Raw genomic sequence first — 25,817 nt, 5'->3', positions numbered from 1 at the left:
CTTTTGCCTGCCCCCCCGGCCCCTTCAAGGCCGAAACCAATAAGAATTTCCTTAATTTATGCAAAAGTTCCACTTGGATATAGAATAATAATAAGAATTCTTAACATAATTATCAGAAATGGCGGCAAACGCGCTTACCCCCGTATTGGTGCAACATTACGACGAACTGGTCACCTACGTTCAAAACCGCTTTGCCCGGCACGACTTTGCGCAAGATGTGGTTCACGAGGTATGCCTGCAGTTGCTGTCCGATCCCCCACAAGAAACCATACGCACTCCGCTGGCCTATCTGCGGCGCATGTCCCTGCACCGTGCCTTGGACTGGTGCAGGGCGCATGGTACGCGCCAGGCCCATCAGCTGCCGCTCGACGCGCATACGCCTGAAGGCTGTCACCACGAAGACGGCGCGGCAAGCCTGCTCCTCAAGCAACAGCTGGATGCGCTGATCGGCATCATCAATGCGCTGCCGCCGCGGCAACGCCAATGCTTCCTGCTGAACCGCGTCCATGGCATGGAGCACGCAGACATTGCCGACGCCATTGGCATCAGCCGCAGTGCAGTCAGCCACCATGTCCGGGCTGCCATACAACGTATCTCTGATCTTTGGGAACCCGCACATTACCATTCCCGCTGGCTGCAACAGAAACAGCGCTCAGGACACATGCCCATCAGCCAGGAATCTGCCCCAGGCTGTACGCTGAACCTGCCTGCCCAGGCACCGGACGCTGCTGAACCTATCGGGACGCTACAACGCTGATGCCTTTACCGCCCAATCACGATGCGGCAACATCAAACGCCGATTCCGCCGCCGACACCTCCCGGCCCTGCGACACCTTCGCCCAGACGCTCGCCCAGCATTTTCCGTCTCGCGAAGCGTTGATCCACGAAGCCCGCGCCATGACGGAACAACAGGCTCAGCGCAAGCGTCGCACCCTGCGCTCAGCAGGCATCGTGCTGCCCACGCTGCTGATCTTTGTCACGCTCTGGCTGGACCCAGTCTGGCAGACGCGTACCCTGCGTACCGGCATCGGCCAAATCAGCGAGGTCACACTGTCGGATGGCAGCCAGGTCGCGCTCAATACCAACACCATCCTGATTGAGCAGCGTCGCCTGTTCAGCCGAACCTTGCTGCTGGCACAGGGCGAAGCCGCCTTCACAGTGGCGGCGCACTGGCGCCCATTCATCGTCGATAGCGGACCGATACGCGTACGCGATCTCAGCACGGCATTCGCGGTACGCCGCCTGCGTGACGGCAGCCGCATCACTGTCCTGGAAGGCGCAGTAGAGGTCAGCGATACGCGTACGACCGAACCTGCAATGCTTCCCAGCATGCCGCTGCACGCCGGGCAACAGATTCAGACCTATGATGCCGTTATCGGCCTGCGCACCACCAACGGTGCGCCCCTGCCGATTGAAACCGTGAACCCGGCGCTGGCCAGCGCCTGGACCACCGGCAAGATCATCTTCGATGGCACCCCTTTGTACGACGCCATCCGTGAAATCCAGCGCTACCGGGATGGACCGCCCATCCTCGTGCACCCGCGTGCCAGCGGCCTGCGCCTGTCCGGCGTCTATGATGTCCGCAACATTGAACAGTTGCTGGCATCCTTGCCGCGCGCCTTGCCCATCGCCATCGTGCCGCAACCCAACGGCAATCTGCTCATCCAGCCCCAGCGCTGACTGCCAGGCCTGCCGCAAACTCACGCCCATTTTGTAACAATTTGAAAATCAACTTCACCTGACACCGGGCTCAACCGCCTAGGAAATAGATCAAGCCACGCCGCCAGCCTCTGGTTGTGATGGTCATCCTCAATTTCCTTATGCATACGGAGCCAGGCTGTCGTGTCCATCCGATCCTATTTGAGCCAAGCCAGTGTCATCGCCTTGGCTCATGCTGTCTTTCTGACTGCCAGCGTCCAGGCGCAGGATGTCGCCGTGACAGTCCACCTGGCGGCCCAGCCGCTGGGGCAAGCGCTCAATGCGCTGGCCTTGCAAACCGATACGCGCATCATCTTTTCAAGCGCCCTGACCGAAGGCCGGAACAGTCCTGCCGTCAACGGCAGCATGACCGTCCAGCAGGCGCTAGATCAACTGCTATCCGGCAGCGGCCTGACAGCCAGCATGGAAGATCGCGACATCTTTATCCGCCAGCGCAGCACCGAGCGCTCCGACGACGACCCCACCGCCACGCTCTCGACCATTACCGTTGCCGGCACCTGGAGACCCACCACGGCCGAGGAAGCCGCCAGCAACTACACCGTCAGCCGTTCCAGCAACGCAACCAAACTGGATCTGAGCATCAAGGAAACCCCGCAAAGCCTGACCATCATCACGGAAAAGCAGATCGAGGAACAGAACCTGCAGCAAGTCGTGGATGTGTTGCGCAATACCCCTGGGCTGTCCATCCAGGAATATGGTGTTCCCGGCGCGGGCCGAGCCAGCGTGTACTCGCGTGGCTATGCCATCAATAACTATCAGATCGACGGCATGCCAACCAGCGCCAGCATGTTTGGCGGCGCGGACATGATGATGAGCATGGACACCTCGATCTACGAGCGCATCGAAATCATCCGGGGCTCCACGGGGCTGACCACAGGCGCTGGCGACCCTTCTGCCAGCATCAACTTCGTACGTAAACGCCCGCACTTTGAACCGTCCTACAAAGCCACTCTGAGCTATGGCACCTGGGCCAGGCGCCGTGCCGAGCTGGACCTGAGCCAACCGTTCAATGCCAGTGGCAGTCTGCGCGGACGCCTGGTTGCAACCGCCCAGGAGGGCAAGCACTGGATTGACCGGGTCGAGGAGAAAACCCGGATGTTCTACGGCATCGTCGAAGCCGATCTGGGCGAAGACACGACGCTTGCCCTGAGCCACACCCGTTTCGGCAAACGTGTCGATGACGCCGCCCCGCACGGCACGGACCTGCGCGGCAACACGGATAGCACCTACACCATGCTGTCGGAAGGCGGACGCCACTTCAATGCCGCCACACAGTGGTCCTGGGCCAAACAGGACGTCAAGCAATACATGGCCGAATTGAAGCACCACTTCAACGATGACTGGAGCCTTAGCGGAAGCTATCAATACACCGACGCCGAGCCCAATCGGGTCTATGGCATGGTGGGCTTTACCTACTATGACCCCAAGTACCAGCTTGCCAGTCTCGACTACGGACGTATTCACTCGCGCAACAAACTGCACAACCTGGACATAACACTGCTGGGTAAATTCCAGTTGTGGCAGCGGGATGCCCAGGTCGCCGTCGGATTCAACGGCCACAAGGGGGAAATTGACTCCCCGCAATACTGGAACAGCAATGTCGTCGGCAGCAGCATTGATCCCATCACCAAGGACAGCTGGAACAACGGCGCCATTCCCATCCCCTATCTCCCGCGTGGCACCTTTCACGATGGCACCTATGCCATCGACCAATGGGCCAATCGGCAAATCAATACGGAAACCCAGCGCGGGGCTTTCCTCAGCCTGAAACTCAAGCCTTTCGAAGACACAACGCTGATTCTGGGAACGCGTTACCACGACTACAACCTCTTGATCCAGACCGCGACCAAAAGTGGTGTCCCCAGCAGTATTCCTGACGCGCAGATCAAGCACCCACGCCGTTTTATCCCTTACTTCGGCGTGATACAGGACCTGACGGAAAGCACGGCGCTATACGCCAGCTACACCAATATTTATCAGCCGCAATCCGATGTGCAAGGTGTCACGTCAGACGATCTCGACAAAGGCCTGATGTTCGTCATGATGCCGCCCAAGACCGGCAATACCTATGAAATCGGCTTCAAAACGGCACTCAATGACGACCGGCTCAACCTGCATGGCGCGCTATTCCGCATGCATGAGAAGAATGTCCCGTACAACTACTATTACTACTATGACGACAACACCCAGAAGATGGTCGCGCTGACTTGTCGCAGTCCCTACAAGTATCAGCAACAGTGCGACCCCATGGCGCCGATGAGCGGCCCGACCATGTCTGGAATGGAACTCACCATCGCCGGTGAAATCACGCCACGCTGGCGCATCAATGCCGGCTACACCTATCTGCATGTCGGTGCAGTATCAGCCCCCAATAACCACCAGCCCGGGGATGATGTCGCCCAAGGTAATGACTTCAATCGCCCCAAGCATACCTTCGTGCTGTTCAGCACCTACGACCTGACCGACAAGCTGACGCTAGGCGGCGGCATACGCTGGAAGAGCCCGACCATCGCGGTCATGAAGAGCATCGACAACTACGAACAACCCAGTTATGCCGTGGTGGACCTGATGGCGCGCTACCGCTTCAACCAACACACCACCCTGGGCTTGAACGTGGGCAATCTCTTCGACAAAACCTATATGGCAAACGAGCGCGCCAGCTATTTCGGCTCTCCTCGCAGCGTGACTGCATCTTTGAATATGCAATTCTGATTTTTGCAGGTACCAGACATGAAAACCCCGTTCCTCCCCCACTCGCTGACCCTCTCCTGCATCCTTCTGCTGGGGGGCTGCGTCAGCGACGGTGATGACAGCGAATACCGCACCTATGAGCCAGATAACGGCAATGGCGGCGAACAGAATCAGGAAAGATCCGATTGCCTTTTGCAGCACAGCAATACCGGACTGACCTTGAAAGTCTGCGACCTGCCTGCCGACACGACATTAACTATTCTGCACACCAGTGCAGAGAACACCAGCAGCCACCCCCTGAATGGCAACCAGACCCGTACCAGCAGCCTGAACCTGCCATCCACGGCCATTGGCGATAGCTTGAAAATCGGAAAAATAGAGGTCGCGCCACAGCAAGGCTATCTCGTCACCTGCCGCTTTCAGAACAGTTCCGGCATTGCACAGCGCCAGCCCGACGGCAGCCTGATCCTGCAGGCACAAGCCCAGGGCGAAACCGAGACGGTGCGATGCGGACGCGCCTATCTGCTGGGCCAGCCGCGCGAGCAAACCAAAACCGGCCCCTATTCCTATCAGCCGGGCCCTTCGGGCTTCCTGCTCATCAACATAGATACTGCGCGCGCCAGCTGGCTGAACGACAGCAGTGGCCAGCCCATCTACGAAACCAGCCGAGTATCGGGCCGGGATGTCATCAACAGTTTTGCCGGCGGCAAGGCCATCCTGGCCGGCAAGCAGAGCGACGGCACTGTCGGGTTGTGGAGCACGGACGGTACGATCACTGGCGCACAGAAACTGGCCTCGCTGGGCACGACAGACCAGGACATCCACTTTTACGGCGGCTATCGCGACAAACACAAGCAACCCCTGCCTGAGTTGCAATCAGGCGATGCATTCACCAGTGGCAACCCCGAAGTCCTCTCACTGAGCGCCACGACCAAGGCCTCTCCCCTGTGGTATCGGACTGACGGAACCACCGCCGGTACCGTTGCGGAAAAGTGGGACACGACAACGTACCCCGCAGACGCCGTCGTACGTCATGCCGTGACGTTTAATGGCAAACGGTATGCCACCGTGGTGCTGAATCCGGACAAGCCCACCCGGCATATTTCCACGATTGCCATTGACATCAATACCGGCGCACAAGAAACGCTTGCCACCTCCGACGACTTCGAATCTGCCACCAACCCTGCGACAGGCGACGTCAGTACCGGAGGGCTCTTCGCTGCCATGCCTTCCACGACGGAAGCGGTCAATGGTCAGTTCATCCTGATGGGCGGCACGGACTACCGCCTGGTCACCCATGACAACGGCGCCGAATCGGTCGTTGGCTACACCGGCGTGTGGAGCAGCGATGGCAGCAAGGCGGGAACACGAAAGATCTACGAACCCAGCACCAGCACAGCACCCACGCTTTACACCCCATGGAAGGAAAAACTGTATTTCATCGGGGATGACACTGAACTCTGGGAAACCGATGGCACGCCCACGGGTACGAAGAAAGTCGTCAAGGTCACCAATGACCGGATCACGGATATCGTCAACATGGCGGCCTCGAATGACGCCCTGTACCTGCAGGTGCGTACGCGCGAAGCGGATTCCAGTATCGGCATGGCATTGCTGAAAAGCGATGGCACGGCAGCAGGCACCCACATCGTCGAACTGCCGGACGGCCTTGCCGTCGGTGGCGCCAGGGGCCTCTACCCATCCGGCATGTTCGTGCTTGCCAATCGTGTCGTCTTCTATGACGACGGCCAGAATTACCGCCAGCTCACCAACCACCTCTGGAGCACGGACGGCACCAAGGAAGGCACGTTCCGCTTATTCCCCACGGCCGAATCCAGCCCCATCCACCCGAAAAGCGAATGCCAGCTGCGTTGCTCCCTGACGCAAAGCTACCGCCTGGGTGACCGCGTGGTCCTGCGTGGACAAACCAAGCTTCCGGTAGACGGTGGCGACGAAGACTTCGTCAGTTACTGGGTGACGGATGGCACGCTGGAAGGCACCGTACGACTGCTGGACGAAGCGACTGGCGAGCGTTTCCAGCATCAGTCTGCCCAATAAATTCCATGACGCCCTGCCGACACTCGGCGGCAGGGTCTCCCGACTGCCCGAGCGGCCCCTTTTCTTTTCGGAGTGATCCCTATGAAGCCTATTTTTCATGGCAGAACCCTGGTTTATACCAGCGCTCTTCTCTTGCTGGCCGCTTGCGGCGGCGGTGGCAGCGGTGGCAGTGACAACACCACCGGCGGCAATACCGATGGTGGCACCCCTCCTGTGACGCCGGGCAAACCAGCAGACCTGGCCCTATCGGTCAGCCACTTGCCGCCAGGCGCCAGCCTGGCGCTGGTCCAGACACGCGCAGGTGCCACCCAGCAGACCCTGACTTTTCAGAAAGACGACAAGCAGTCGTTATCCAATGCCGACAAAGGTGACGCGCTACAAATACGCGTCACGCCTGCGCAGCCGCAAACGGCCTTGCTGCAATGCGAGTTTGCCAACAGCGAGCTTGGCAACATCCAAAGCGACGGCAGCTTCAACCTGACCCAAGTACCTCAAGACAAGGCCAGTCTGTCCGTCACCTGCTCGGAGTCCGTGCTGGCCATGGGCGGTTTCAACGCCTTGAGCAGTAACCAGATCGAGGCTGCCGCGTTCTGGCTGAATCTGGATCAGGCCCGTATCACCTGGATCAAGGATCCCGATGGTGAACCGGTACGCAATGGTCTGTGGCCCGGCCCGTCTGCAGATAAAATGGCCGCCTATCTGAACAACCAAGGCTACTTCGCTGCCGTACACCCCACACAGGGCAATGAACTCTGGGTCTCGGCCGGACCGGCCAGCGGCGCCAAAGTCGCCGTCAATATTGTCGAAGAAACCGGCAACAGCGTCCTGCACTCCCGGCCCAGTAACTTCGTCACCGTCGGCGGCCAATATCTGTATGCGCGCGTCAGCAAAGAAGGCAGACGCCTGGGGCTGGCCACTGACCTTGTCGAAACTCAGGGCACACCGGCCACAACGACCTTCATCAACCAAAACAGCGACAACACGCTGCTGCCCGTCCAGACCGGACAACTGGCAGCCATGGGCGGCAAACTCTATTTCATGACCAACGGCGGTGAAAGTCCGACGGGTGAACTCTGGGTACGTGACCCCGTTGCCCAAACGACCACCCTTGTTGCCTCACCCGGCAAGGTTGTGGCGGATACCAGCTATAGCGTAGGGAACAACAACGAGCTCTTGATGCCTGTCGGCAATCAGCTTTTCTTCTCGATCAACGAGAACAATTACGGCGCCTACCCCCCCTATATCCTTGCCGTCAGCGACGGCACTGCTGCGGGCACCCGCGAATTGTTCTCCACTGCAGAAATGGAGGAGGCCAGGCCCAGTTCGGTAGGTGACCCCACCGCCACTCTCTTTACCCAATTCAAGGATGAGCTGTTCTTCCTGCGCAAGACCAGCGATTACGGCCGCGAACTCTGGAAAACTGACGGCACCACGCATACCCGCCTGAGTGATATCGGCGCAGGCGCACTGCATGGCGAGATCAATTTCCTGACCACGCTGAAGACCGGCGTTCTGTTCCAGGCCAACGATGGCCAGGGCCCGGCCCTGTGGTTCACCGAAGGCACGCTGGACTCCACCAGGAAAGTGGTTCCGGGCAGCACCGTCACACCGTTCGTCCCCGAGCCCTCCAACCGGGCCGCCCAGATTCCGACACCGTTCCATGCCACGGCTACCCACGCCGTTTTCGTCGGCACGGACGGACATATCTGGAGCAGCAACGGCACCGCAAGCGGCACACAGCGTCTCTTTCCCAAGGCCGCTGACGGTACGCCTGTTCACGCCACAGGCGAATGCAAGGCGGACTCGTGCAAACTGGCCCAATTGCAACGGGTGGGCAACCAGGTCTTGATCGAGATCGTGTCCATCAGCGGCACGACCCGAAAGACGGAATACTGGCTCACGGATGGCAGCCCTGCCGGCACCCGCGCCGTCCAGGATGCCGATGGCCAAGCCTTTGCCCATGAAATCGTAATGGGCTAATACGACGGCCAGAATTACCGCCAGTTCACCAAGCATCTCGGGGGCAAGGACAGCACCAAGGAAGGCATGTTCCGCTGCTTCCCAACAGCTGACTCCAGCCCCAGCCACCCAACAAGCGCATGTCAGCTGCGCTGCGCCCTGGCGGAAAGCTTACCGCCAGGGCGACCGCATGGTACTGCGTGGCCAGACCCAGTCTTCCCAATCATCCCACGGCACCCTGCCGCCGTTCGGCGGCAGGGTCGCCCGACTGCCCTAGCGGCCCCTTTCTCTTTCGGAGTGATCCCTATGAAGCCTATTTTTCATGGCAAAACCCTGGTTTACACCAGCGCTCTTCTTCTGCTGGCCGCTTGCGGCGGCGGTGGCAGCGGGAGTAGCGATGGCACCAATACCGACAAAGAACCCACTTCGGACAAGACCGCCAACCTTGCCGTAACCGTTCACCAACTGCCGGCCGGGGCAAAAGTCGAACTGGTGCAGAATCGCGGCGAAGAGAAAAAAGAAGCGCTGGTTTTCCAGGCAGACGGAACGAAAAAATTGCCGACCGTCGCGCAGAACGACACGCTGCAACTACTGGTCACGCCGCCCCAGCCTCAAACGGCACTGCTGCAATGCCACTTTGATGACTCGGACCTGGGCAGTGTGCAAAGTAACGGAACCTTCAAACTCGACCAGGCACTTGCCGCTGACAACCCGTTGGGCATCAGTTGCGTGCAATCGGTGTTGATCTCAGACGAATACCGGGTGGCAGGTGAAAGCAGCAACCAGTTCGCCTATCTCTGGCTGGATCTGAATCGTGGCCGTGCAACCTGGGCGCAGGACAAGGACGGCCAACCGGTCATCAATGGCAACGGCCTCGCGGCGGCAGCCAAGACCGTGAACAACTACATCAACGGCAAAAGCTTCTTCCAGGCCACTGACGCAACACACGGTATCGAACTCTGGTCTTCGGACGGCACCGCAGCGGGCACCGGGCTGGCGGTCAATATCACACCGGATACGGAGAGGGTCAGCAGTACCTATTTCGGCCGCTTCCTGACGACCAGCAAGCAAACCCTCCTGATGTGGTCACGCACGGTCGTGCTGGAAAGTGATGGCACCCCGGAAAACACTCGCCCCCTTGCAAACGAGGATGGCCAGAACTTCTATATTCTTCCCAATCAATATACCGTTATCGGCAACACGCTTTACTTCGTTCAGTCAGGGCAAGCTGCCATCGAACTCAGTGAACTCTGGACCAGGGATCTGGACACCGGCCGATCCAGAAAAATATCCAATGCCCCCAACGCCTTCCGGGATAAGACCACCACCATCGGGCTTGGCGGTTCGGATCAACTTTTCCAGGCTATCGGCGACAAGATCATTTTCACTATCCGGCAAAGTTCTTCCCCCCAATTGGCGAACCATAGCCTGGGCGTAACCGATGGGACGGAAGCCGGCACCAAGGAAATCATCCCCAAAGAAGAACTGGTCATGCTCGATGAAAAGCAGCGCGACAGCAAGGATCTCTCCAAGACTTTTGCGGTCTATGACAACGCGCTTTATTTCATACGCAACACCAGCGATTACGGCCAGGAGCTCTGGAAAACCGACGGAGAAACCCATACCCGCCTCTCCGACGTCGGCCCCGGCGCCCTGGATGGCAACATCCAGTTCCCGACCGCAACTGAACAAGGCGTCTTTTTCCTGGCCGATGATGGCAATGGCATAGCCGTCTGGTTCACCCGTGGCACGCCGGAAAGCACGCAACAAGCGGCACCTGCCAGCAAGGTAACCCCCAGGATTGTCCCGCCGGCAAGCATTCTGGCGAAAATCGCATCGCCGCTGCACAAGGCCGGCAAGAATGTCGTATTCCAAGGAGAAGACGGACATATCTGGGGCAGCAATGGCACCGAAAAAGGTACCCAGCGCCTGTTCCCGGCTGCGGCTGCCGGCACCCCGGCGCACGCGGCAGGCCAATGCAAGGCCGACTCGTGCACGCTGTTGCGCCTCGATACCGTCAACGACCAGGCGCTGATCGCTATCCGTTCCACCAGCGGCACAGTTCAGACGACACAATATTGGCTGACGGACGGCACGCCTGAAGGAACCCGCGCCGTCAAGGATGCCACAGGCCAAAAAGCGTTCTCCTACACGATAGATCCTTCTGCCTGATCATCTCTTCCGCGTAAAGACGAGAGGACGAAAGCGGCGCCAGCTGGCGGCGGCGGTGCCCTGCCGCTCTGGCCGGCACTGGCCTTGCTGCTGTTGGCCGCAAAACACCGCGCCCGCAGCAAACCGTACTGATGCCCGGCAAGGTGTTCCGCCCGGCCCCAACGCCCGGCAGGCACCCCACCACGCGGCCCCGCTTGAAGGCACAGCCGCCGGTTTTCCTAGCGGAAGAACGGCGGCTTGTTTTCATGCCCGCGCCTTGGCTGGCACAGCGTCTTGCGGTTTATCCGCCACAGCCGCCTCCAGCCTCAAACAACGCCGCATCAGCGCCGCCATATCACGCGCCTGGGAATCCGGCTGGGCCTCCAGCGCCGCAACCACGCCCAACTGATCCTCGCGTGATTTGTCCTGGTTGATCTTGAACTTGCCTTCCAGTTTGGTCACGGGAATACGCACGCCCATGATGGCGCGCAGACGCGGCACGATCATGTCGGCAGGCATGACGTCGAAGCACCAGTTGCCGCCCAGCGGCGTGTCATAAATCGCCACGGTTTCGCGCAGCAGCTCGTGTATGTCCTCGGGGTCTTCGATCAGTTCCGGCTGGCCGCGCGCATGGATGGCGGTGTAGTTCCAGGTCGGGAAAGTCATCTGGTTCACATACCAGCTCGGCGTCACGAAGGCATGCGGCCCCTGGAAGATGACCAGCGCTGGCGCACCGGCCAGCAGATCCTGGCTCTGCGGATTGGCCCGCGCCAGGTGGGTGGTCAGGATGCCCAGGCCTTCCGGCCCGCCTTCTTCCAGCAGGAACGGCAGGTGAGTGGCCTGCACGCCATTGGCGCCGGCGGTCACCAGGGTGGCAAAACTCCAGAGCCGCATGTGTTCATGCAGGACACCAAGATCATTTTCGACATACGCTTTCGGGGTGTACATATCCGTCGTCTCCTGCCGCCGCTGATCCGCAGGCGTGCGTGTGCCCGGCCCCAACCCGGCGGGCAGGGGAAAGACAGCGCACGGCTACGGCCTCGCGGCCGCTTTGCTCATCTCATGCTTCGGCGTGCCTGCGCATCCAGTCGCAGCTTTCGTCCAAGGCCCGGCCAGCTACATCCGCAATCTCCACCGCTTCCAGGAAGCTGTGCACAGTGCCCGGATAGACCCGCGCCTCCACCTCGACCCCCGCCTGTTTCAGGCATTCCGCCATCTCGATGCTGTCGTCGTAAAGCGGGTCGCATTCCGCAATGACCAGCAACGCCGGCGGCAAGCCATCCAGGCGCGCCTTCACCAGGCACATGCGCGGGTCCTCGAAATCTTCCGGACGCCCGAGATAAGCCCGGTAGAACCAGGCCATCATGTGCAGTGACAGGCCATATTCGCCCCCGCCATAGCGCACCATGGAATTGCGGTACATGCGCGTGCTGAAGCCGCCGTAATTGAGCAGCATGCCCAGCGGCAAGGGCTCGCCGGCATCACGCAGGGCCACGCAGGTGCCCAGCGACAGGTTGCCGCCAGCCGAATCCCCGCCAATGAACAGTCCCTCAGGGTCCACCTCCAGTTCGCCCGCATGTTCACGCAGCCAGCGCATGACATCCGTACACTCTTCCAGCGGCTGCGGGAAACGGGCCTCCGGCGCCAGCGAATAATCCACCCCGACCACCACGATGCCGGCCCGCTGCGCATACTCGCGCATGACCCGGTCGTGGGTATCCAGGCTGAACACCACGAAACCGCCGCCATGGATATACATCAAGGCGCCCGGCAGCCGGCGCTGCGCCGGGTAATGCACACGGATGCGCACGGGGCCATGCCGGGTCGGCACTTCGCGTTCCACTGTGCGCGCCATCTCCGGCCCGCCGGCCACCCATTGCGCCTTGACACGTTCACCGATGCGGCGCCCTTCCGCCAGGCTGACGCGGTCGCGCCGGGGGTGCTGTGCCGCCACTTCCGCCGAGCGGCTCAGGAAGGTGGCTATCTGAGGATCCACGGGCGCGAAATGCCCGGGATAGACATCGTTGAGATCCTTTTCGTTGCGACTCATGAGTTCTGGCTCCCGGCAATCTATCTTGAATGAATGAACATGCGAATTTCCAATCCTGAAGACCTTCGGCCTGCAGGCTGAAGCGTCTCCGCCGCCATACGGAAGCAACGACCGCACCGTATGGTTACCGCCACGCGATACCCCGGACTTCAGCCCGGGGCTGGCGCTTGGGCGCGTGGTCAATAGCCCAGCACCGGATCCACGGTATTGAGCAAATCCCGCCCGGCGCGCAGCCGCGCCACGTTGTCGGCCACCTGGCTGATCACGGCCTCCCAGGACGCCATGGTGGCCATGTGCGGCGTGACCACCACACCTGGCATGTGCCAGAACGGATGATCCTCGGGCAGCGGCTCGCGCGCGAAAACATCCAGCACCGCGCCGCGCATATGACCGCTGGCCAGGGCATCGGCCAGATCCTGCTCCACCAGGTGCGCGCCCCGGCCACAATGAATCAGCGCAGCCCCCGGCGGCAAGGCGGCAAACAGGCGCCGGTTCAGAATGCCGCGTGTGCTGTCCGTCAGCGGCAACAGGCAGACCAGGATGTCGCAACCCGCCAGGAACGCGTCGAACTGCGCCGCGCCGCTGTATGCCTGCACACCTTCCAGCTGACGCGGCGTGCGTGACCAGCCGCGCACGGCATAGCCCCGCTGCACCAAGCCCTGCGCCACGTGCCCGCCCATTTCGCCCAGCCCCATGATGCCCACGCGACACGTGGAGGCATGGGTCTGCAACGGCCGGAGCCACTGAGCCTGGCGCTGCTGGGCCAATGCCCGGTCCAGGCTGCGGTGGAAATACAGTACGCTCCACAGCACGTACTGCAACATGCCTTCGGCCAGGTCCGGGTCCACCACGCGGCATACCGGCAGGCCGCGCAGATCCTGGCCTGCCACCACGTTATCCACCCCGGCCGCAATGCTGTGCACCAGCTTCAGCCTGGGCATGCCGGCATAGACCTCATCCGGCACATCCCAGCACACGGCCAGTTCGGCCTGCGCATGGCGTGGGTCCGGCCACTCGACGACCTCCAGGCCGGGAATGGCTGCTTCCAACTGCGGCTTGAGAAACGACAGGTCGAAAGAGCGGCTCAGCAAAGCGGCCGTCATCGTGCCGGTCTCTTGCACCACACCGGATGATGCTTGCATACGTTCAGTCATGGGTACGGCTTCCTTTCTCTGCATCAATCATGTCCGCCCGGCTTCCGCCTGGGCGCCCTCATCCTGCCATCCACTCATGCTATCCCTGGCCCGCCGCGGTGCTTCACACGCTCATCCATCAGGCGGCTATACCACTGCTGGCCCGGGATGGCCCGTACCAGGCGCTGGGTATAGGGGTCCGACGGCGCATCAAAAATCTTTGCGGCCGGCCCGTACTCCACTACCTTGCCTTTGTGCATGACCGCTACGCGGTGGCAGATCTGCGCGGCCACGCGCAGGTCATGAGTGATGAAAATCATGGCGATATCCAGGCTGCGCTGCAGATCCGCCAGCAAGGCCAGCACCTGCTCCTGCACCGACACATCCAGCGCCGATACCGACTCATCCGCCACCAGCAGGCGGGGCTCCAGCGCCAACGCGCGGGCAATCCCGATGCGTTGCCGCTGCCCGCCGGAAAACTGCCCCGGATGCCGATCGAAGGCCGACGCTTCCAGGCCGACACGCTCCAGCAAGGCTCGCGCACGACGTTCGGCATCAACCTGCGATACGCCATTGGCACGCGGCCCGTCCGTGATGATGCGGCCCACCGTATGACGCGGATTGAGCGAGGCGAAGGGATCCTGGAAAATCATCTGCACATCCTTGCGCAAGGGGCGGAATTCCCGTTCGCTCATGCGCGTGATATCGACACCGCCAAAATGGATGGCGCCGCCATCCACCGAGGTCAGGCGCAGCAGGCACTTGCCTATCGTGGACTTGCCCGATCCGGATTCTCCGACGATGCCCAGGGTTTCGCCACGGCGTACCTCCAGGCTCACATTGTCCACAGCAATGACTTCGCGGCGCGTGCGCAACAAGCGGCTGCCACTGGCATAGACCTTGCGCAAACCTTCCACCCGCATGACGCAATCCTCGGTTTTCTCTGGCAAAGCCGTGCCCCGGCGCCCCGGCACGGCGGCAATCAAGCGGCGGGTGTAGGGATGGGTCGGGGCTTCCAGCACCTGTGCCGCCGGGCCCTGCTCCACCAGCAAGCCACGCTCCATGACGGCGACCCGGTCTGCGATTTCCGCCACCACCCCGAAATCGTGGGTGACGAATACCACCCCCATGCCTTTCTCTCGCTGTATGCGCTTGATCAGCGCCAGAATCTGCGCCTGGGTCGTCACATCCAGCGCTGTGGTCGGCTCATCGGCAATCAGCAGCCCCGGCTCCAGCGCCAGTGCCATGGCAATCACCACCCGCTGGCGCTGGCCGCCGGACAAACGGAACGGATAGGCTTTGTACAGCGTGGCCGGTTCGGGCAGGCCCACGAATTCCAGCAGCTCCAGCACCCGCTGCACGCCCGACGCGCCAGGGTAGGCCTGATGCACACGCAACACTTCCAGGATCTGATCGCCCACGCTCATGACCGGATTGAGCGCAGATAGCGGCTCCTGGAACACCATGGCGATTTCCCGGCCGCGCAGTTTGCGCATATCCTCCTCGCCCGTCTGCAACAGGTCACGCCCGCGAAACAGGATGCGGCCCGTCTCCGGCTTCAGATAGTCCGGCAGCAGCCCCATGATGGCATTGGCGCTCATGGATTTGCCGGAACCGGATTCTCCGACCAGGCACAGAATTTCCCCGGCGCGCACCTCATAGGAGACATCACGCACCGCATAGGGCCGATCGCTGCCGCTCGACGGCAAAGCAATACTCAAACCCTGCACCTGCAACAACACGGCGGACTGGCTCCCGTCCGTCGGACTCTCCTGCGGGCCAGGCGCTGCAGTTGGCGCAGGGCTACGTGCGGCGAAAAATTGCAGGTCGCGCCTGTCCGCCCCACCCTGCATCTGTCGCATCAAGCCTGCGTTGGCACTCGTATGGCTCGTATTCATTTCGTGTTTCCCCTTGGCTCGCACGGTTCACTCGCCACGTCGGCGCAAGTGCGGATTGAGCGCATCATTCAACCCTTCGCCGATCAGGTTGATCGCCAGCACCGTCATCAGGATTGCCACGCCCGGCGCGATGCTCAGCCACCAGGATTGCCGGATCACGCTGCGCGCTGCACCGATCATGAACCCCCAGCTCATCTGGTTGCGATCGCCCAACCCCAGGAAGGACAGCGCAGCCTCCGTCAGAATGGCCGTGGCCACCATGAAAGACCCCATGACAATGATGGAAGACATGGCATTGGGCAGTATCTGTGTCAGCACGATGCGGCTGGGACGCTGCCCAATCACGACCGCCGCCTGCACGAACTCCCGCTCCCGCAGGGACATGAATTCCCCTCGCACCAGCCGCGCGACCGGCGGCCACGAAACCAGCGCAATCGCCCCCACGACGGAATACAGCGAAGGATTGAGAATGGCCACGACCAGCACCGCCATCACCAGTTGCGGAATGGTCTGGAAGAATTCCGTCACGGCCATCAGTGCGTCGTCGATCAACCCGCCGGCATATCCGGCAACCGCCCCCACCAACACCCCCACGCTGAGCGCCACGGCAGTCGCCACCAGACCGACCGTGAGTGATACGCGAGCACCATAAATCAGCCCGGCCAGCACATCGCGCCCCAGCATGTCCGTACCCAGCGGGTACGCCATATTGGAAAACGGCAGCTGCATGGGACGCGCCACGATCATCCATGGCGATTGCGGGTACAGCATCGGCCCGAGCAAGGCTACCAATGCCACCAAGGCGAAGAATGCCAGCCCTGCCACTGCGCCATAGTTGCGCAAGTAATGTTTGCTCAGCGATTTCATGATTTCGCTCCATTGGCGCCGATACGCGGATCCAGCACCCGGTACACCAGATCCGCCATGAAGTTGAAGAACACCACCATGGCCGAGGTCACCAAGAATCCGCCCAGCAGCAACTGATAGTCACGCTGCAGCAAGGCGTCGAACATCAGCCTGCCCACGCCGGGCCAGCCGAATACGGTTTCTGTCAGCACCGCGCCGCCAGCCAGCTGGCCCAGTTGCACCCCGGCAAATGTGACGACCGGCATCAAGGCATTGCGCATGACATGCACCCGCAGGACACGGCCGGCAGGCACTCCTTTGGCGCGCGCCGTCTTGACGTAATCCATGCCCATCACCTCCAGCATGGAGGCCCGGATCAGGCGGGCATAGACCGCCATGAAAAATGCGGCCAGGGAACAGGCCGGCAGCACCAGATGGCGGCCAATATCCAGCACTCGTTCCCAACCGGTAAACCCGGCAGCCACCGTTTCCATGCCAAAGGCCGGAAACCACCCCAGCATGACCGAAAACACAATCACGCTGAGCAAGGCCAGCCAGAACAGCGGCGTGGCATACAGCAGCATGGCCGAGGACATCACCAGGCTATCGACCCAGCGGTGCCGGTTGCGGAACCGCGAACGCGCTGCCAGTGCGCCCAGCGCCACGCCAGCCACAATGGAAATCACGAAGGCGGCCGCCATCAGCAGCAAGGTGGCCGGCAAGCGTTCCATGATCAGATCGAACACGGGGATATGGTTGCGATAGGAATAGCCCAGGTCGAGCTGCACCGCCCCCTTCAGGTACACCCACAGCTGCGTCAGCAAGGGCTGGTCCAGCCCGAACTGCACCCGCAGCGCCTCAACGAATGCCGGGTCGCTGGCCCCCGACTCGCCGGCCAGCACAGCCGCAGGATCGCCCGGCGCCATGCGTATCAGGAAAAAATTGATGACGACCACGCCCAGCATCACCATCAGCGCCTTGAACAACCGCGTCGTAAGGAAGGAAATAAACATCGGATACCTCGCGTCCAGTTGCCTGGCGCGGCCCCCTGCCGCGCCAGCTCGCCGTCCATCCAGGCCGTGACGGCTGCCACGGCCCGTGCTGCACGTGCTATTCGATGAAGACGGTATCCAGCGACTCCGTCAGGCTATGGCCCGAACTTACCGGGTTCTTGACGTTGGCCTTGGAGACCGTGCCGAACTCGATATCCATCAACCAGTTGTTCGCCACATCCCGCGCCAGAATCTTCTGCAGATCGCTGTAGTACGCCGCTCGCTTGGCAGGATCCAGTTCCTGGCCTGCCTTCTCCCACAAGGCATCGGCTTCGGGGTTGCTGTAGCCCTGGTTGTTGGCAAACGGGCTGCCCTTGGAAATATTGCGCGTCACGTAGAGCCGCTCTACCCCCAATGCCGGATCGCCATACTGGTAAGGCAGGTTGAAGGTAATGTCGTAATCCCAGTTGCTGACCTTGCTCGCCCAGGTACCGCCATCGCTGGCTTCGATTTCCACCCGGAAGCCGATCTGTTCCAGCATCTGCTTGGTATATTCCAGCAGGCGGTCATAGTTGCCGCCCAGCGCCATGTTGAGCAGTTTCACCGGCCGTGCGCCAACATCGACACCAGACTCCTTGATCAGCGCGCGCGCCTTGTCGAGGTCATACGGATATTGCGGCACATCCTTTTCATAGAACAGTTCCGTCGTGGCGAACGGCCCGGTTGCCGGCCAGTTCTGGCCTTCGAAAATCACATCAACAATGAACTGCCGGTCCAGCGCGTGCTGAATCGCCTGGCGCACCTTCACGTTATCGAAAGGCGGTTTGCGCAGGTTGAGCTGCAAGTGATAGGTCGGTGAAAACAGCTCCCAGCCCTTGGCGGTGTAATCCACGCCATCCATGCCTTGCAGCCGCTTCAGATCGGACACTTCCAGATCGCCGCTGCGCAGCATCTGCACCGTGCCATTCTCGAATGCCACCACCCGCGACGCCGCATCCGGCATCATGTAGAACACCACCCCATCCAGATAGGGCAGCCCGGGCTTCCAGTAATCCGGGTTGCGCTCCAGGCGCAGGTAGGAACCACGCTTCCATTCCTTGAAGCGGAACGGCCCGGTGCCGACCGGCTTCTGGTTGGCCGGATTGCGGGCGAAATCGGTGCCTTCATACAGATGCTTGGGCATCATCGGCATGGTGCCCGACTCGAACATGGAAATGAATGGCGGGAAAGGTTTCTTCAGCTTGATCTCGACAGTGTGGGGATCCTTGGCCGTCACTGATTCAAGATAGTTCTTCAGCACCAAACCGGTGCGAACATGCACCGCAGGCAGCAGGGTACCGATGGTGAAAACCGCATCATCGGCAGTAAACGGCTGGCCGTCATGCCACTTCACTCCTTCCTGCAACTCAAACACATAGGTCAGGCCGTCATCGGAAATCGTCCACGACTTGGCCAGTTCCGGGCGCGGCTGCATATTGCCGTCATAAGTCAGCAAGCCCTGGAAAACCTTGCTGCCCATGTATTGCGCCGCCACCATGGAATTCATGGCCGTCACGATGGATGGCGGCTCCGGATTGGCGACCAGCCCCAGCGTGCCGCCACGCGTCTGCGCCTGGGCTGCCGTAGCCGCCATCACCATGGGCAACAGGGCCAGCGCCACGCCGCACACAAATTTCCGAGGAAAGAAATTAAGGTTTTTCATCATGGTCTCATTGTCCATAAATGACAACACTGTTGAAATGCGGGGCATGTCCGTCGTCATGACCGGCTACTCCGCGCCGCCATTCAGGAAAACCCGGGGGCTACCCGAATGAAGGCCTCGCCTGGCTCCGCCCCGCAGGGAGGGCAGCGCGCCGGCCGGGCCGTCTGCGGCAACTGTCCGTCGCGCGCTGTTATGAAACAGTACGCGCCATGTGGACCGCCAAAAAGCGCCACTTGAGGCTTTCTTCGTGGTACCACTTGGCATGATTCTTGCTAGGGTTTTCCCTGTCACCCTGCCATTTTTGACGTCGCTTATCGTGCTGCTTTCCGACTACCTGCTGCAGTACCTGGATTACGACAAATTGTCGCCACGCGGTCCGCTCAATCGGCAGATCTACGACCTGCTGCGCCAAGCCATCCTGAAGGGCATGTGGCCGCCCAATATGCGCATGCCTTCCACACGCGCCCTGGCCGACGAGCTCAAGCTGTCGCGCAATACCGTGCTGCACGCTTTCGAACAATTGCTGGCCGAGGGCTACCTGATCAGCCGGGCAGGTAGCGGCACCTACCTGTCCGACACGCTGCCCGGCCATGTCCCCGACCGCCTGCTGGTGGCGGGCGAAACCCGGCCGGCGCCCGACCCCGGCCTGTCCCGGCGCGGCCTGCTGGTGCTGAAGGATGCCGCCATCGTGGAGAGCCCTTCCGGCGCCTTCGCGCTGGGCGTGTCGGATACCGATCACTTCCCGCATGCCGCCTGGGCCCGGATGATCGGCCGCCATTGGCGCTATTGCCGCTGCGACAAGCTGAACTACGCCCACCATGGCGGCTATTACCCCTTGCGGCAGGCCGTCGCCGAGCATCTCAGGCTGTCACGCTCGGTCAACTGCACGCCGGAACAGGTCATCATTACCACCAGCATCCAGCAGTCCATTGCCCTGGTCAGCCAGATGCTGGCGGATACCGGGGATCGCGTGTGGGTTGAAGAACCGGGCTACCGCCCTGCGCGCAGCCTGCTGCAAGCCCAGGGCCTGGAACTGGTCCCCGTACCGGTGGATGCCGAAGGCCTGACCCTGCAGGGTGAACTGATGCTGCATCCGCCGCACCTGATCTACGTCACGCCCTCGCACCAGTTTCCGCTGGGCATGGTGATGAGCCTGGCACGCCGCCGCCGGCTGCTTGAATACGTCAGGCAGCATGATGCCTGGGTGCTGGAAGATGACTATGACAGCGAATTCCGCTTCGAGGGCCGGGTGCTGGCCTCGCTACAGGGCCTGGACGAACATGGCCGGGTGATCTACATGGGATCACTCTCCAAGACCCTGTTTCCCGGCATCCGTACCGGCTATGTCGTGCTGCCCGAAGCCATTGCCGCGCAATGCGCCGACGGCTATGCCGAACTGTTCCGCGACGGACAATTGGTGCAGCAGGCGGCACTGGCGGAATTTATTTCCCAGGGCATGTATGCCGCCCATATCCGTCGCATGCGGCAGCTCTACGCGCGCAAACAGACCTTGCTGCGCGCCGCTATCGCCAAGCGGCTGGGCCAGGGCTGGCCGGTCTCCGCCCATGAGGCCGGCCTGCATCTGGTGCTGCATCTGCCGGCGGACTGCCGGCCCGGCACCGACCAGGACATTGTCCTGCAGGCACGGCGCCAGGGGCTGGTGGCACGCGCCCTGTCCTCGCACTATGCCGGTAGCTCCATACCCAGCCAGGGCCTCTTGCTGGGTTATGCCGGTGTGCAGGAAAGCCAGATCGTGCCGGCCTTTGAACGGCTGGCGCGGATCATCGAACAGACGCTGTCCGTGCGCCGGGAAACGGCGCCGGCCTGAGCCGCCATCCCGGCCACGAGCGGCACCAGCGGCACCACAGCCGGGCCAGACCGCACCCCATAGCGGCCCGCCTCATGCGGGCGCGAACTGCGCCGATGACAGCGCTGGCCCCGGTGCAGGCCTCTAGTTCAGGCCTCAGTACAAGCCTCTGTACAGGCCTCTGCAAAGGCCTCGATACAGGCCTCGGTGCAGGCTTCCGTACCGCCTCAGTGCAGCCCTCAGCACAGCCTCGGCACAGGCCCAGGGCAGGCCTCCATGTCGCCCTCAGGCGGCATGAATCATGGCGGCGAACGCCCGAAACAACGGCTGCGTCGGGTCGCACCAGCGATCTATCATGTCGAAATGATGGCCATCCGGCTGCGGCACGACCGTCACTGCCAAGCCGCGTGCCTGGCAAGCCTGGGCATAGGTATTCTGCTGACGCTGAAACTCGGGCGATTCGTCGCCGCCGACTGACAGGATCAAAGGCAGATCGGGCGGCGGCAGGCGATAGAGCGGGCTATTGCGGCGCGCCTGCGCCGCATCCAACCCCACCACCGCATTCAGAAAGCAGCGCCGGATCGGCTCCAGCTCATACACCCCGCTGAGCGCACATCCGCCACGCACGATATCCGCCCGGACGCCCAGCGCCGCCCAATCGCTGGCCATCAATGTCGCCACCAGATGACCACCTGCCGAGCTGCCGGCGATATAGATCCGATCACGCGCAATGCCCAGGGCCTGCGCCTGCCCATCCAGCCAGGCCACGCTGGCACGCAGATCATCGACGATCTGATCCATATTCACGGCCGGTGCCAGCCGGTAATTCACCAGTGCGACATGGCAACCCAGCGCCTGGTAGGCCGCAGCGGTATAACCGAAGGCCGCCTTGTCCTGGGAGCGCCAATAGCCGCCATGGATAAACAACACCACTGGCGCCAGCGCCGCCCCGCAAGAGAAAAAGTCGATTTCCTGCAACGCGAACGCGCCATAGCGCAGCACCTGCAAACGCCCTGCGGCATGCGCCTGTCGGCGTGCCGCTTCACTGTCGGCATCCCAACGCGTGAAGATATCCTTGTAATCAGGGATCATCCCCAGAATGTTGTACTGGATGTCCAGCTCGGCCTGGTCATAAGTTCCGTAAACGGGGTCGTTAGCTCGTTCCAAGACATTTCTCCTGAAAACCGTGAATAACGCCGGCCTCCGGCTGCGCCGGACGGCATGCGGCCTGCGGGCGGTGGCCTGTCTGCCTTTCGCCCTGGCTGCTATCTTGCGCGTGCCACGCGCTGGCATCTATCGCAAAGACGCCATTCATTCTCTGATTTCAGCCATTCCGTCTGCCGCGGCCCCTCACTGCCTGATGCCTCTCGGGTGCATGGCCTGACGCCTGCGGCCCGTCCATCCCTGGCAAAACGCCATGCGTCCGATAACCGGCATAGACCGATGGGCTCACACCGACTTGCCGCAAAAACATCGCACCAAATGCACTGGCAGAGGCATAGCCCAAATCCAAGGCCACGGAGCCCACCGTTCTACCTGCTGCCAAACGCTCCAGGGCAGCCAACAATAGCAATTGCTGACGCCAGGCTCTGTAGCTCAGCCCGGTTTCACGCGGGAAAAGACGCGTCAGCGTCCGCTGGCTGATACCGGCCATGCCGGTCCAATGCGTGATAGGCAAACGATTGCCCGGATCCCGCAACAAGGTCTCGCAGACCCGGCGCAAACGCCTGTCCACCGGCATGGGCAAACGCAGCGCCAAGGCCGGCTGGCGCTGGATTTCTTGCACAGTCAGCGCAGTCAGCAATGCCGCGCGCCCGGCTTCGGCCGTGGCATGCGCCATCTCCAGCACCGCTGCCGTCAGCTCGCGCAACAAAGGCGACACCGCCACCAGTCTGCAGGCAGGCAGATCCTCTGGCCGCCACAACTCCGGTGCGATATACAGGCTGCGTACCCGCGCCGGGCCGAAATACCGGTTGTCATGTGTCAGCCCGGCCGGCATCAATATGGCATGATGCTGTGGCACCAGCCACTGCTCCTTGCCGACGCGCACCGAAAGCGCGCCTTCCAGCACGTGCAGAAACTGTATCCGGGCATGGCTGTGCGGCATGCCTTGCGCCGCATGGGAAAAGACCGCTTCCATGCCAACCAATTGGCTGGCATGGCTCTCCAGTCCGCGTACGTGATTCAAGACACGTTGCGCTATCTGCGCATCGGCATCCTGCGCCACGGCTGCCGCCGGCGCCATAGCGCCCTGCACGACGTTCCTCTGCATGTCCGCTCCCTCGGCCCTGCCACCAGCAGCTAAACTCACACAAAGCCTCTGCCGATGCAAGCCCCCGGCACCACCGGTGCCTATTCCGCTTTCCCCTTGCCGTGCGCCTGAACTCGCCAATACGTACTTGCCATGACGACTGCCTCCTCTGATTGCGAAATTCTGCTCAGCACCTTCCCTGATGCCGCTCTGACTCAGGCCGTCGCCGACGAACTCGTGCGCCTGGGCATGGCGGCCTGCGTCCAGCTCGGTGCACCGGTGCAATCCACTTATCTGTGGGACGGCAAACTGGAGCATGCCACGGAGTACCCCTTGCAGGCCAAGATTGCCCAGGCGCAACGCGCAGGCGCCATGGCCCTCATTCAGGCACGCCACCCCTACACCGTGCCCGAAATCATTTGCCTGCCCATTACCGCAGGCCTGCCGGCCTACCTGGCCTGGATCAACGCGTCAGTCACGCCCGCTGCGGCAGCTGCACCCACCCGTCCGCAACCATGAGCCGCCATTACCCGCGCAGCCGGTCCCTCCTGATTCTGCTGCTGGCGATCGTCCTGCTGCTTTGCCTGTCACCGCGCAGCGCGCTGCACGCGCAGCCGGTATCCGCTCTGCCCGGCAATACGCTGCCCGGCTTCTTTCCCAGCAAACCCGCCTTGCTGCCCGAAGCCGAAGCCTTTGCCCTGCAGGCAGACACTGACGGCGGCCAGCAACTCCAGCTGCGCTATACCATTGCCCCCGGCTACTACCTGTACCGCGAAAAACTGGCCTGGCACTGGCTCGTGCAAGGGACGGCGCAAACTGCCGACGCCAATCTGCCTGAGGGCAGCCGCGTATTCGACACCACCTTTCAGCGCGATATGGAGGTCTATCGCGAGCAGCTTGATTTCAGCCTGACAATTCCTGCCTTGCCCGGCCATCCTCCCCTGACGCTGATTGTCGATAGCCAGGGGTGTGCCGAAGACCGCCTGTGCTACCCGCCGCTGCGCCAGCGCCTGCAACTGGAAAGCCAAGGCCAGGATGGCTACCGCCTAGTCAGCATCGACATCGACGATGATGCCCTGGCGCCGCTGGACACTGCCACGGCCGCCTCAAGCGCCGTTTCTGCCGCCATACCGCCCTCTTCCGGATCCGCCTTCTCCGGCCTCGCACCAGCCGCCTCTGCCACCGAACCCGAGGCAGCGACTGCCGACGCTGCCGCTGCGCCCGCCGCCTCCGGCCCGCTTGCTGGCGGCGACCTGGAGATGGCTCAAAGGCTGAGCACCACGCAAGGCCAGTTCGGCCTGCAACTACTGAGTTTCTTCGGCCTGGGCCTGCTGCTGTCGCTGACGCCATGCGTGCTGCCCATGTTGCCCATCGTTTCGGCCATGCTGCTCTCATCACCTGCGGGCAGCCTCACGCGCAGGCGCGGCCTGGCCTTGGCCGCCGCCTATGTCGGCGGCATGTCCATCATCTACACCGCCATGGGAATCTTGGCAGGCGCTACAGGCGCTGCGCTCTCCAGCTGGCTGCAAATGCCCTGGCTGATCGGCCTGTTCGCCGTCGCGCTGGCCCTGCTGGCGTTGGCACAATTCGACGTCTTTACCTTCCAGATGCCCGGTGCGCTGCAAAGCCGGCTGGGCCGTATCGGACACGGCGGTATTGCCAACAGTCTGCCGCGTGCGGGCTTGCTGGGTGGCGTTTCAGCGCTGGTCATCGGGCCTTGCGTGGCGGCGCCATTGGCTGGCGCGCTGCTGTATCTTTCCCAAAGCGGTGATGTCGCCGGCGCCGGCCTGTCGCTGTTCATCATGGCCTGGGGCATGGGCCTGCCTCTGCTGCTGCTCGGCTTGCTGGCCGGCCGCTGGCGGCCACGGCCCGGCCCTTGGATGGAAGGCATACGGCAACTCACCGGCCTGCTGCTGCTGGGAACCGCATGGTGGCTGGCGGGTAATCTGCTGCCGGGCGCACTGGCACTCGCAGGCTGGGCTGCCCTGGCCTGCTTTGCGGCCGTGCTGCTGGGTGCGTTCGAACCCCTGGAGCGCCCGATCCGTCCCGGCCCGGCGGCACTCAAAAGTGCAGGCTTGCTGCTAACGGGCGTGGCGCTGGTATGGCTATTCGGCGCCGCCAGCGGCGGCCGCGATCCGCTGGCTCCTCTGGCGGCCTGGCAAGGCCCTGCCGCCCGGCAAGATGCACCGCTGGTGTTTCAAACCGTCCGAGACACTGCGGCGCTGGATGCTGCCCTGGCAGCCAGCACCCGGCCTGTCATGCTGGATGTCTATGCCGACTGGTGCGCCATCTGTCACGAAATGGAGCGCAACACGCTCTCGGACGCGGCGGTACAGGCCCGGCTGCACCAGTTCACGCTATTGCGCCTGGATGTCACCCGCGCCAGTGCCGCTGACCGCGCGCTGATGAAGCAACTACGCATTTTCGGCCCGCCTGCCATGCTGTTCTATGACGCCGACGGGCAAGCCAGGGAGGATGCCCGGGTCATCGGTTATATGGGCCCGCAGGACTTCCTGAAAGTGCTTGATCAGCTGCGCTGAGCCGCAAGAGGGATCCTATC

The 25,817-nt window shown here is 62.0% G+C and carries 18 protein-coding genes; 9 read left to right on the top strand and 9 right to left on the bottom strand.

What is annotated here, in order from left to right:
• The first annotated feature begins 118 nt into the window (after positions 1-118).
• The 6 genes from ACNA1V_RS15900 (at position 119) to ACNA1V_RS15875 (ending at position 10,599) form a co-directional block, all read left to right on the top strand.
• Positions 119-757 carry an RNA polymerase sigma factor gene (locus tag ACNA1V_RS15900; protein WP_415834568.1) on the top strand — a complete coding sequence of 213 codons (639 nt, stop codon included), beginning with the start codon at positions 119-121 and terminating at the stop codon, positions 755-757.
• Complete coding sequence (locus ACNA1V_RS15895; protein ID WP_415834567.1) at positions 757-1,680, top strand: FecR family protein; 924 nt, start codon at positions 757-759, stop codon at positions 1,678-1,680. Before ACNA1V_RS15900 ends, ACNA1V_RS15895 begins: the two co-directional genes overlap by 1 nt.
• 162 nt (positions 1,681-1,842) lie before the next feature.
• Entirely contained in the window at positions 1,843-4,431 is a 2,589-nt protein-coding gene (locus ACNA1V_RS15890; protein ID WP_415834566.1) for a TonB-dependent siderophore receptor, read from the top strand.
• A gap of 18 nt (positions 4,432-4,449) precedes the next feature.
• Positions 4,450-6,468, top strand: coding sequence for a hypothetical protein (locus ACNA1V_RS15885; RefSeq protein WP_415834565.1), 2,019 nt, complete (start codon positions 4,450-4,452; stop codon positions 6,466-6,468).
• Between the two features lie 81 nt (positions 6,469-6,549).
• On the top strand, positions 6,550-8,448 hold the full coding sequence (locus ACNA1V_RS15880; protein ID WP_415834564.1) for a hypothetical protein: 1,899 nt from the start codon (positions 6,550-6,552) through the stop codon (positions 8,446-8,448).
• Between the two features lie 285 nt (positions 8,449-8,733).
• Complete coding sequence (locus tag ACNA1V_RS15875) at positions 8,734-10,599, top strand: hypothetical protein (RefSeq protein WP_415834563.1); 1,866 nt, start codon at positions 8,734-8,736, stop codon at positions 10,597-10,599.
• A 243-nt stretch (positions 10,600-10,842) separates the two neighbouring features.
• Here the strand turns inward: ACNA1V_RS15875 and ACNA1V_RS15870 are convergent, their stop codons facing one another.
• From ACNA1V_RS15870 to ACNA1V_RS15840, 7 genes are all read right to left on the bottom strand, one after another.
• The gene (locus ACNA1V_RS15870; RefSeq protein ID WP_415834562.1) at positions 10,843-11,526 is read right to left on the bottom strand and encodes an FMN-binding negative transcriptional regulator; all 684 of its coding nucleotides are present in this window, start codon (positions 11,524-11,526) and stop codon (positions 10,843-10,845) included.
• Between the two features lie 112 nt (positions 11,527-11,638).
• Positions 11,639-12,628: an alpha/beta hydrolase fold domain-containing protein gene (locus tag ACNA1V_RS15865; RefSeq protein WP_415834561.1), complete on the bottom strand. Its 990-nt coding sequence runs from the start codon at positions 12,626-12,628 to the stop codon at positions 11,639-11,641.
• A gap of 179 nt (positions 12,629-12,807) precedes the next feature.
• Entirely contained in the window at positions 12,808-13,782 is a 975-nt protein-coding gene (locus tag ACNA1V_RS15860) for a 2-hydroxyacid dehydrogenase (protein WP_415834560.1), read from the bottom strand.
• Between the two features lie 74 nt (positions 13,783-13,856).
• A complete protein-coding gene (locus tag ACNA1V_RS15855) occupies positions 13,857-15,659 on the bottom strand; it encodes an ABC transporter ATP-binding protein (RefSeq protein ID WP_415834559.1) in 1,803 nt (600 codons plus the stop codon).
• Between the two features lie 27 nt (positions 15,660-15,686).
• Positions 15,687-16,526, bottom strand: a complete 840-nt coding sequence (locus tag ACNA1V_RS15850) for an ABC transporter permease (protein ID WP_415834558.1) — start codon at positions 16,524-16,526, stop codon at positions 15,687-15,689.
• Positions 16,523-17,518 carry an ABC transporter permease gene (locus ACNA1V_RS15845; protein ID WP_415834557.1) on the bottom strand — a complete coding sequence of 332 codons (996 nt, stop codon included), beginning with the start codon at positions 17,516-17,518 and terminating at the stop codon, positions 16,523-16,525. The genes ACNA1V_RS15850 and ACNA1V_RS15845 overlap by 4 nt, the downstream gene beginning before the upstream one ends.
• A gap of 97 nt (positions 17,519-17,615) precedes the next feature.
• Entirely contained in the window at positions 17,616-19,202 is a 1,587-nt protein-coding gene (locus tag ACNA1V_RS15840; RefSeq protein ID WP_415834556.1) for an ABC transporter substrate-binding protein, read from the bottom strand.
• Positions 19,203-19,461: 259 nt separating this feature from the next.
• Here ACNA1V_RS15840 and pdxR point away from each other — a divergent pair, with 259 nt between their 5' ends.
• Positions 19,462-21,027 carry a MocR-like pyridoxine biosynthesis transcription factor PdxR gene (gene pdxR / locus ACNA1V_RS15835; RefSeq protein WP_415834555.1) on the top strand — a complete coding sequence of 522 codons (1,566 nt, stop codon included), beginning with the start codon at positions 19,462-19,464 and terminating at the stop codon, positions 21,025-21,027.
• Between the two features lie 264 nt (positions 21,028-21,291).
• Here the strand turns inward: pdxR and ACNA1V_RS15830 are convergent, their stop codons facing one another.
• Entirely contained in the window at positions 21,292-22,173 is an 882-nt protein-coding gene (locus ACNA1V_RS15830) for an alpha/beta hydrolase (RefSeq protein WP_415834554.1), read from the bottom strand.
• A 157-nt stretch (positions 22,174-22,330) separates the two neighbouring features.
• Positions 22,331-23,278 carry an AraC family transcriptional regulator gene (locus tag ACNA1V_RS15825; RefSeq protein ID WP_415834553.1) on the bottom strand — a complete coding sequence of 316 codons (948 nt, stop codon included), beginning with the start codon at positions 23,276-23,278 and terminating at the stop codon, positions 22,331-22,333.
• Between the two features lie 132 nt (positions 23,279-23,410).
• Here ACNA1V_RS15825 and cutA point away from each other — a divergent pair, with 132 nt between their 5' ends.
• On the top strand, positions 23,411-23,776 hold the full coding sequence (cutA, locus tag ACNA1V_RS15820; protein WP_415834552.1) for a divalent-cation tolerance protein CutA: 366 nt from the start codon (positions 23,411-23,413) through the stop codon (positions 23,774-23,776).
• On the top strand, positions 23,773-25,797 hold the full coding sequence (gene dsbD / locus ACNA1V_RS15815) for a protein-disulfide reductase DsbD (protein ID WP_415834551.1): 2,025 nt from the start codon (positions 23,773-23,775) through the stop codon (positions 25,795-25,797). The genes cutA and dsbD overlap by 4 nt, the downstream gene beginning before the upstream one ends.
• The last annotated feature ends 20 nt before the right edge of the window (positions 25,798-25,817 follow it).

It is taken from the genome of Kerstersia similis, assembly GCF_965139615.1.
GTDB lineage: Bacteria > Pseudomonadota > Gammaproteobacteria > Burkholderiales > Burkholderiaceae_B > Kerstersia > Kerstersia similis.
The sequence above is the reverse complement of the archived record's forward strand: the minus strand, read 5'-3'. Positions and strand labels throughout refer to the sequence as shown.

Excerpts from the sequence above, each read along its gene's own strand:
- ACNA1V_RS15855 (WP_415834559.1), bottom strand. The coding sequence starts at position 15,659 with ATGAATACGAGCCATACGAGTGCCAACGCAGGCTTGATGCGACAGATG.
- dsbD (WP_415834551.1), top strand. The coding sequence starts at position 23,773 with ATGAGCCGCCATTACCCGCGCAGCCGGTCCCTCCTGATTCTGCTGCTG.
- ACNA1V_RS15825 (WP_415834553.1), bottom strand. The coding sequence starts at position 23,278 with ATGCAGAGGAACGTCGTGCAGGGCGCTATGGCGCCGGCGGCAGCCGTG.
- ACNA1V_RS15895 (WP_415834567.1), top strand. The coding sequence starts at position 757 with ATGCCTTTACCGCCCAATCACGATGCGGCAACATCAAACGCCGATTCC.
- ACNA1V_RS15865 (WP_415834561.1), bottom strand. The coding sequence starts at position 12,628 with ATGAGTCGCAACGAAAAGGATCTCAACGATGTCTATCCCGGGCATTTC.
- ACNA1V_RS15850 (WP_415834558.1), bottom strand. The coding sequence starts at position 16,526 with ATGAAATCGCTGAGCAAACATTACTTGCGCAACTATGGCGCAGTGGCA.
- ACNA1V_RS15870 (WP_415834562.1), bottom strand. The coding sequence starts at position 11,526 with ATGTACACCCCGAAAGCGTATGTCGAAAATGATCTTGGTGTCCTGCAT.
- ACNA1V_RS15900 (WP_415834568.1), top strand. The coding sequence starts at position 119 with ATGGCGGCAAACGCGCTTACCCCCGTATTGGTGCAACATTACGACGAA.
- ACNA1V_RS15875 (WP_415834563.1), top strand. The coding sequence starts at position 8,734 with ATGAAGCCTATTTTTCATGGCAAAACCCTGGTTTACACCAGCGCTCTT.
- ACNA1V_RS15885 (WP_415834565.1), top strand. The coding sequence starts at position 4,450 with ATGAAAACCCCGTTCCTCCCCCACTCGCTGACCCTCTCCTGCATCCTT.
- ACNA1V_RS15840 (WP_415834556.1), bottom strand. The coding sequence starts at position 19,202 with ATGATGAAAAACCTTAATTTCTTTCCTCGGAAATTTGTGTGCGGCGTG.
- ACNA1V_RS15860 (WP_415834560.1), bottom strand. The coding sequence starts at position 13,782 with ATGACTGAACGTATGCAAGCATCATCCGGTGTGGTGCAAGAGACCGGC.
- ACNA1V_RS15880 (WP_415834564.1), top strand. The coding sequence starts at position 6,550 with ATGAAGCCTATTTTTCATGGCAGAACCCTGGTTTATACCAGCGCTCTT.
- ACNA1V_RS15845 (WP_415834557.1), bottom strand. The coding sequence starts at position 17,518 with ATGTTTATTTCCTTCCTTACGACGCGGTTGTTCAAGGCGCTGATGGTG.
- pdxR (WP_415834555.1), top strand. The coding sequence starts at position 19,462 with ATGATTCTTGCTAGGGTTTTCCCTGTCACCCTGCCATTTTTGACGTCG.
- cutA (WP_415834552.1), top strand. The coding sequence starts at position 23,411 with ATGACGACTGCCTCCTCTGATTGCGAAATTCTGCTCAGCACCTTCCCT.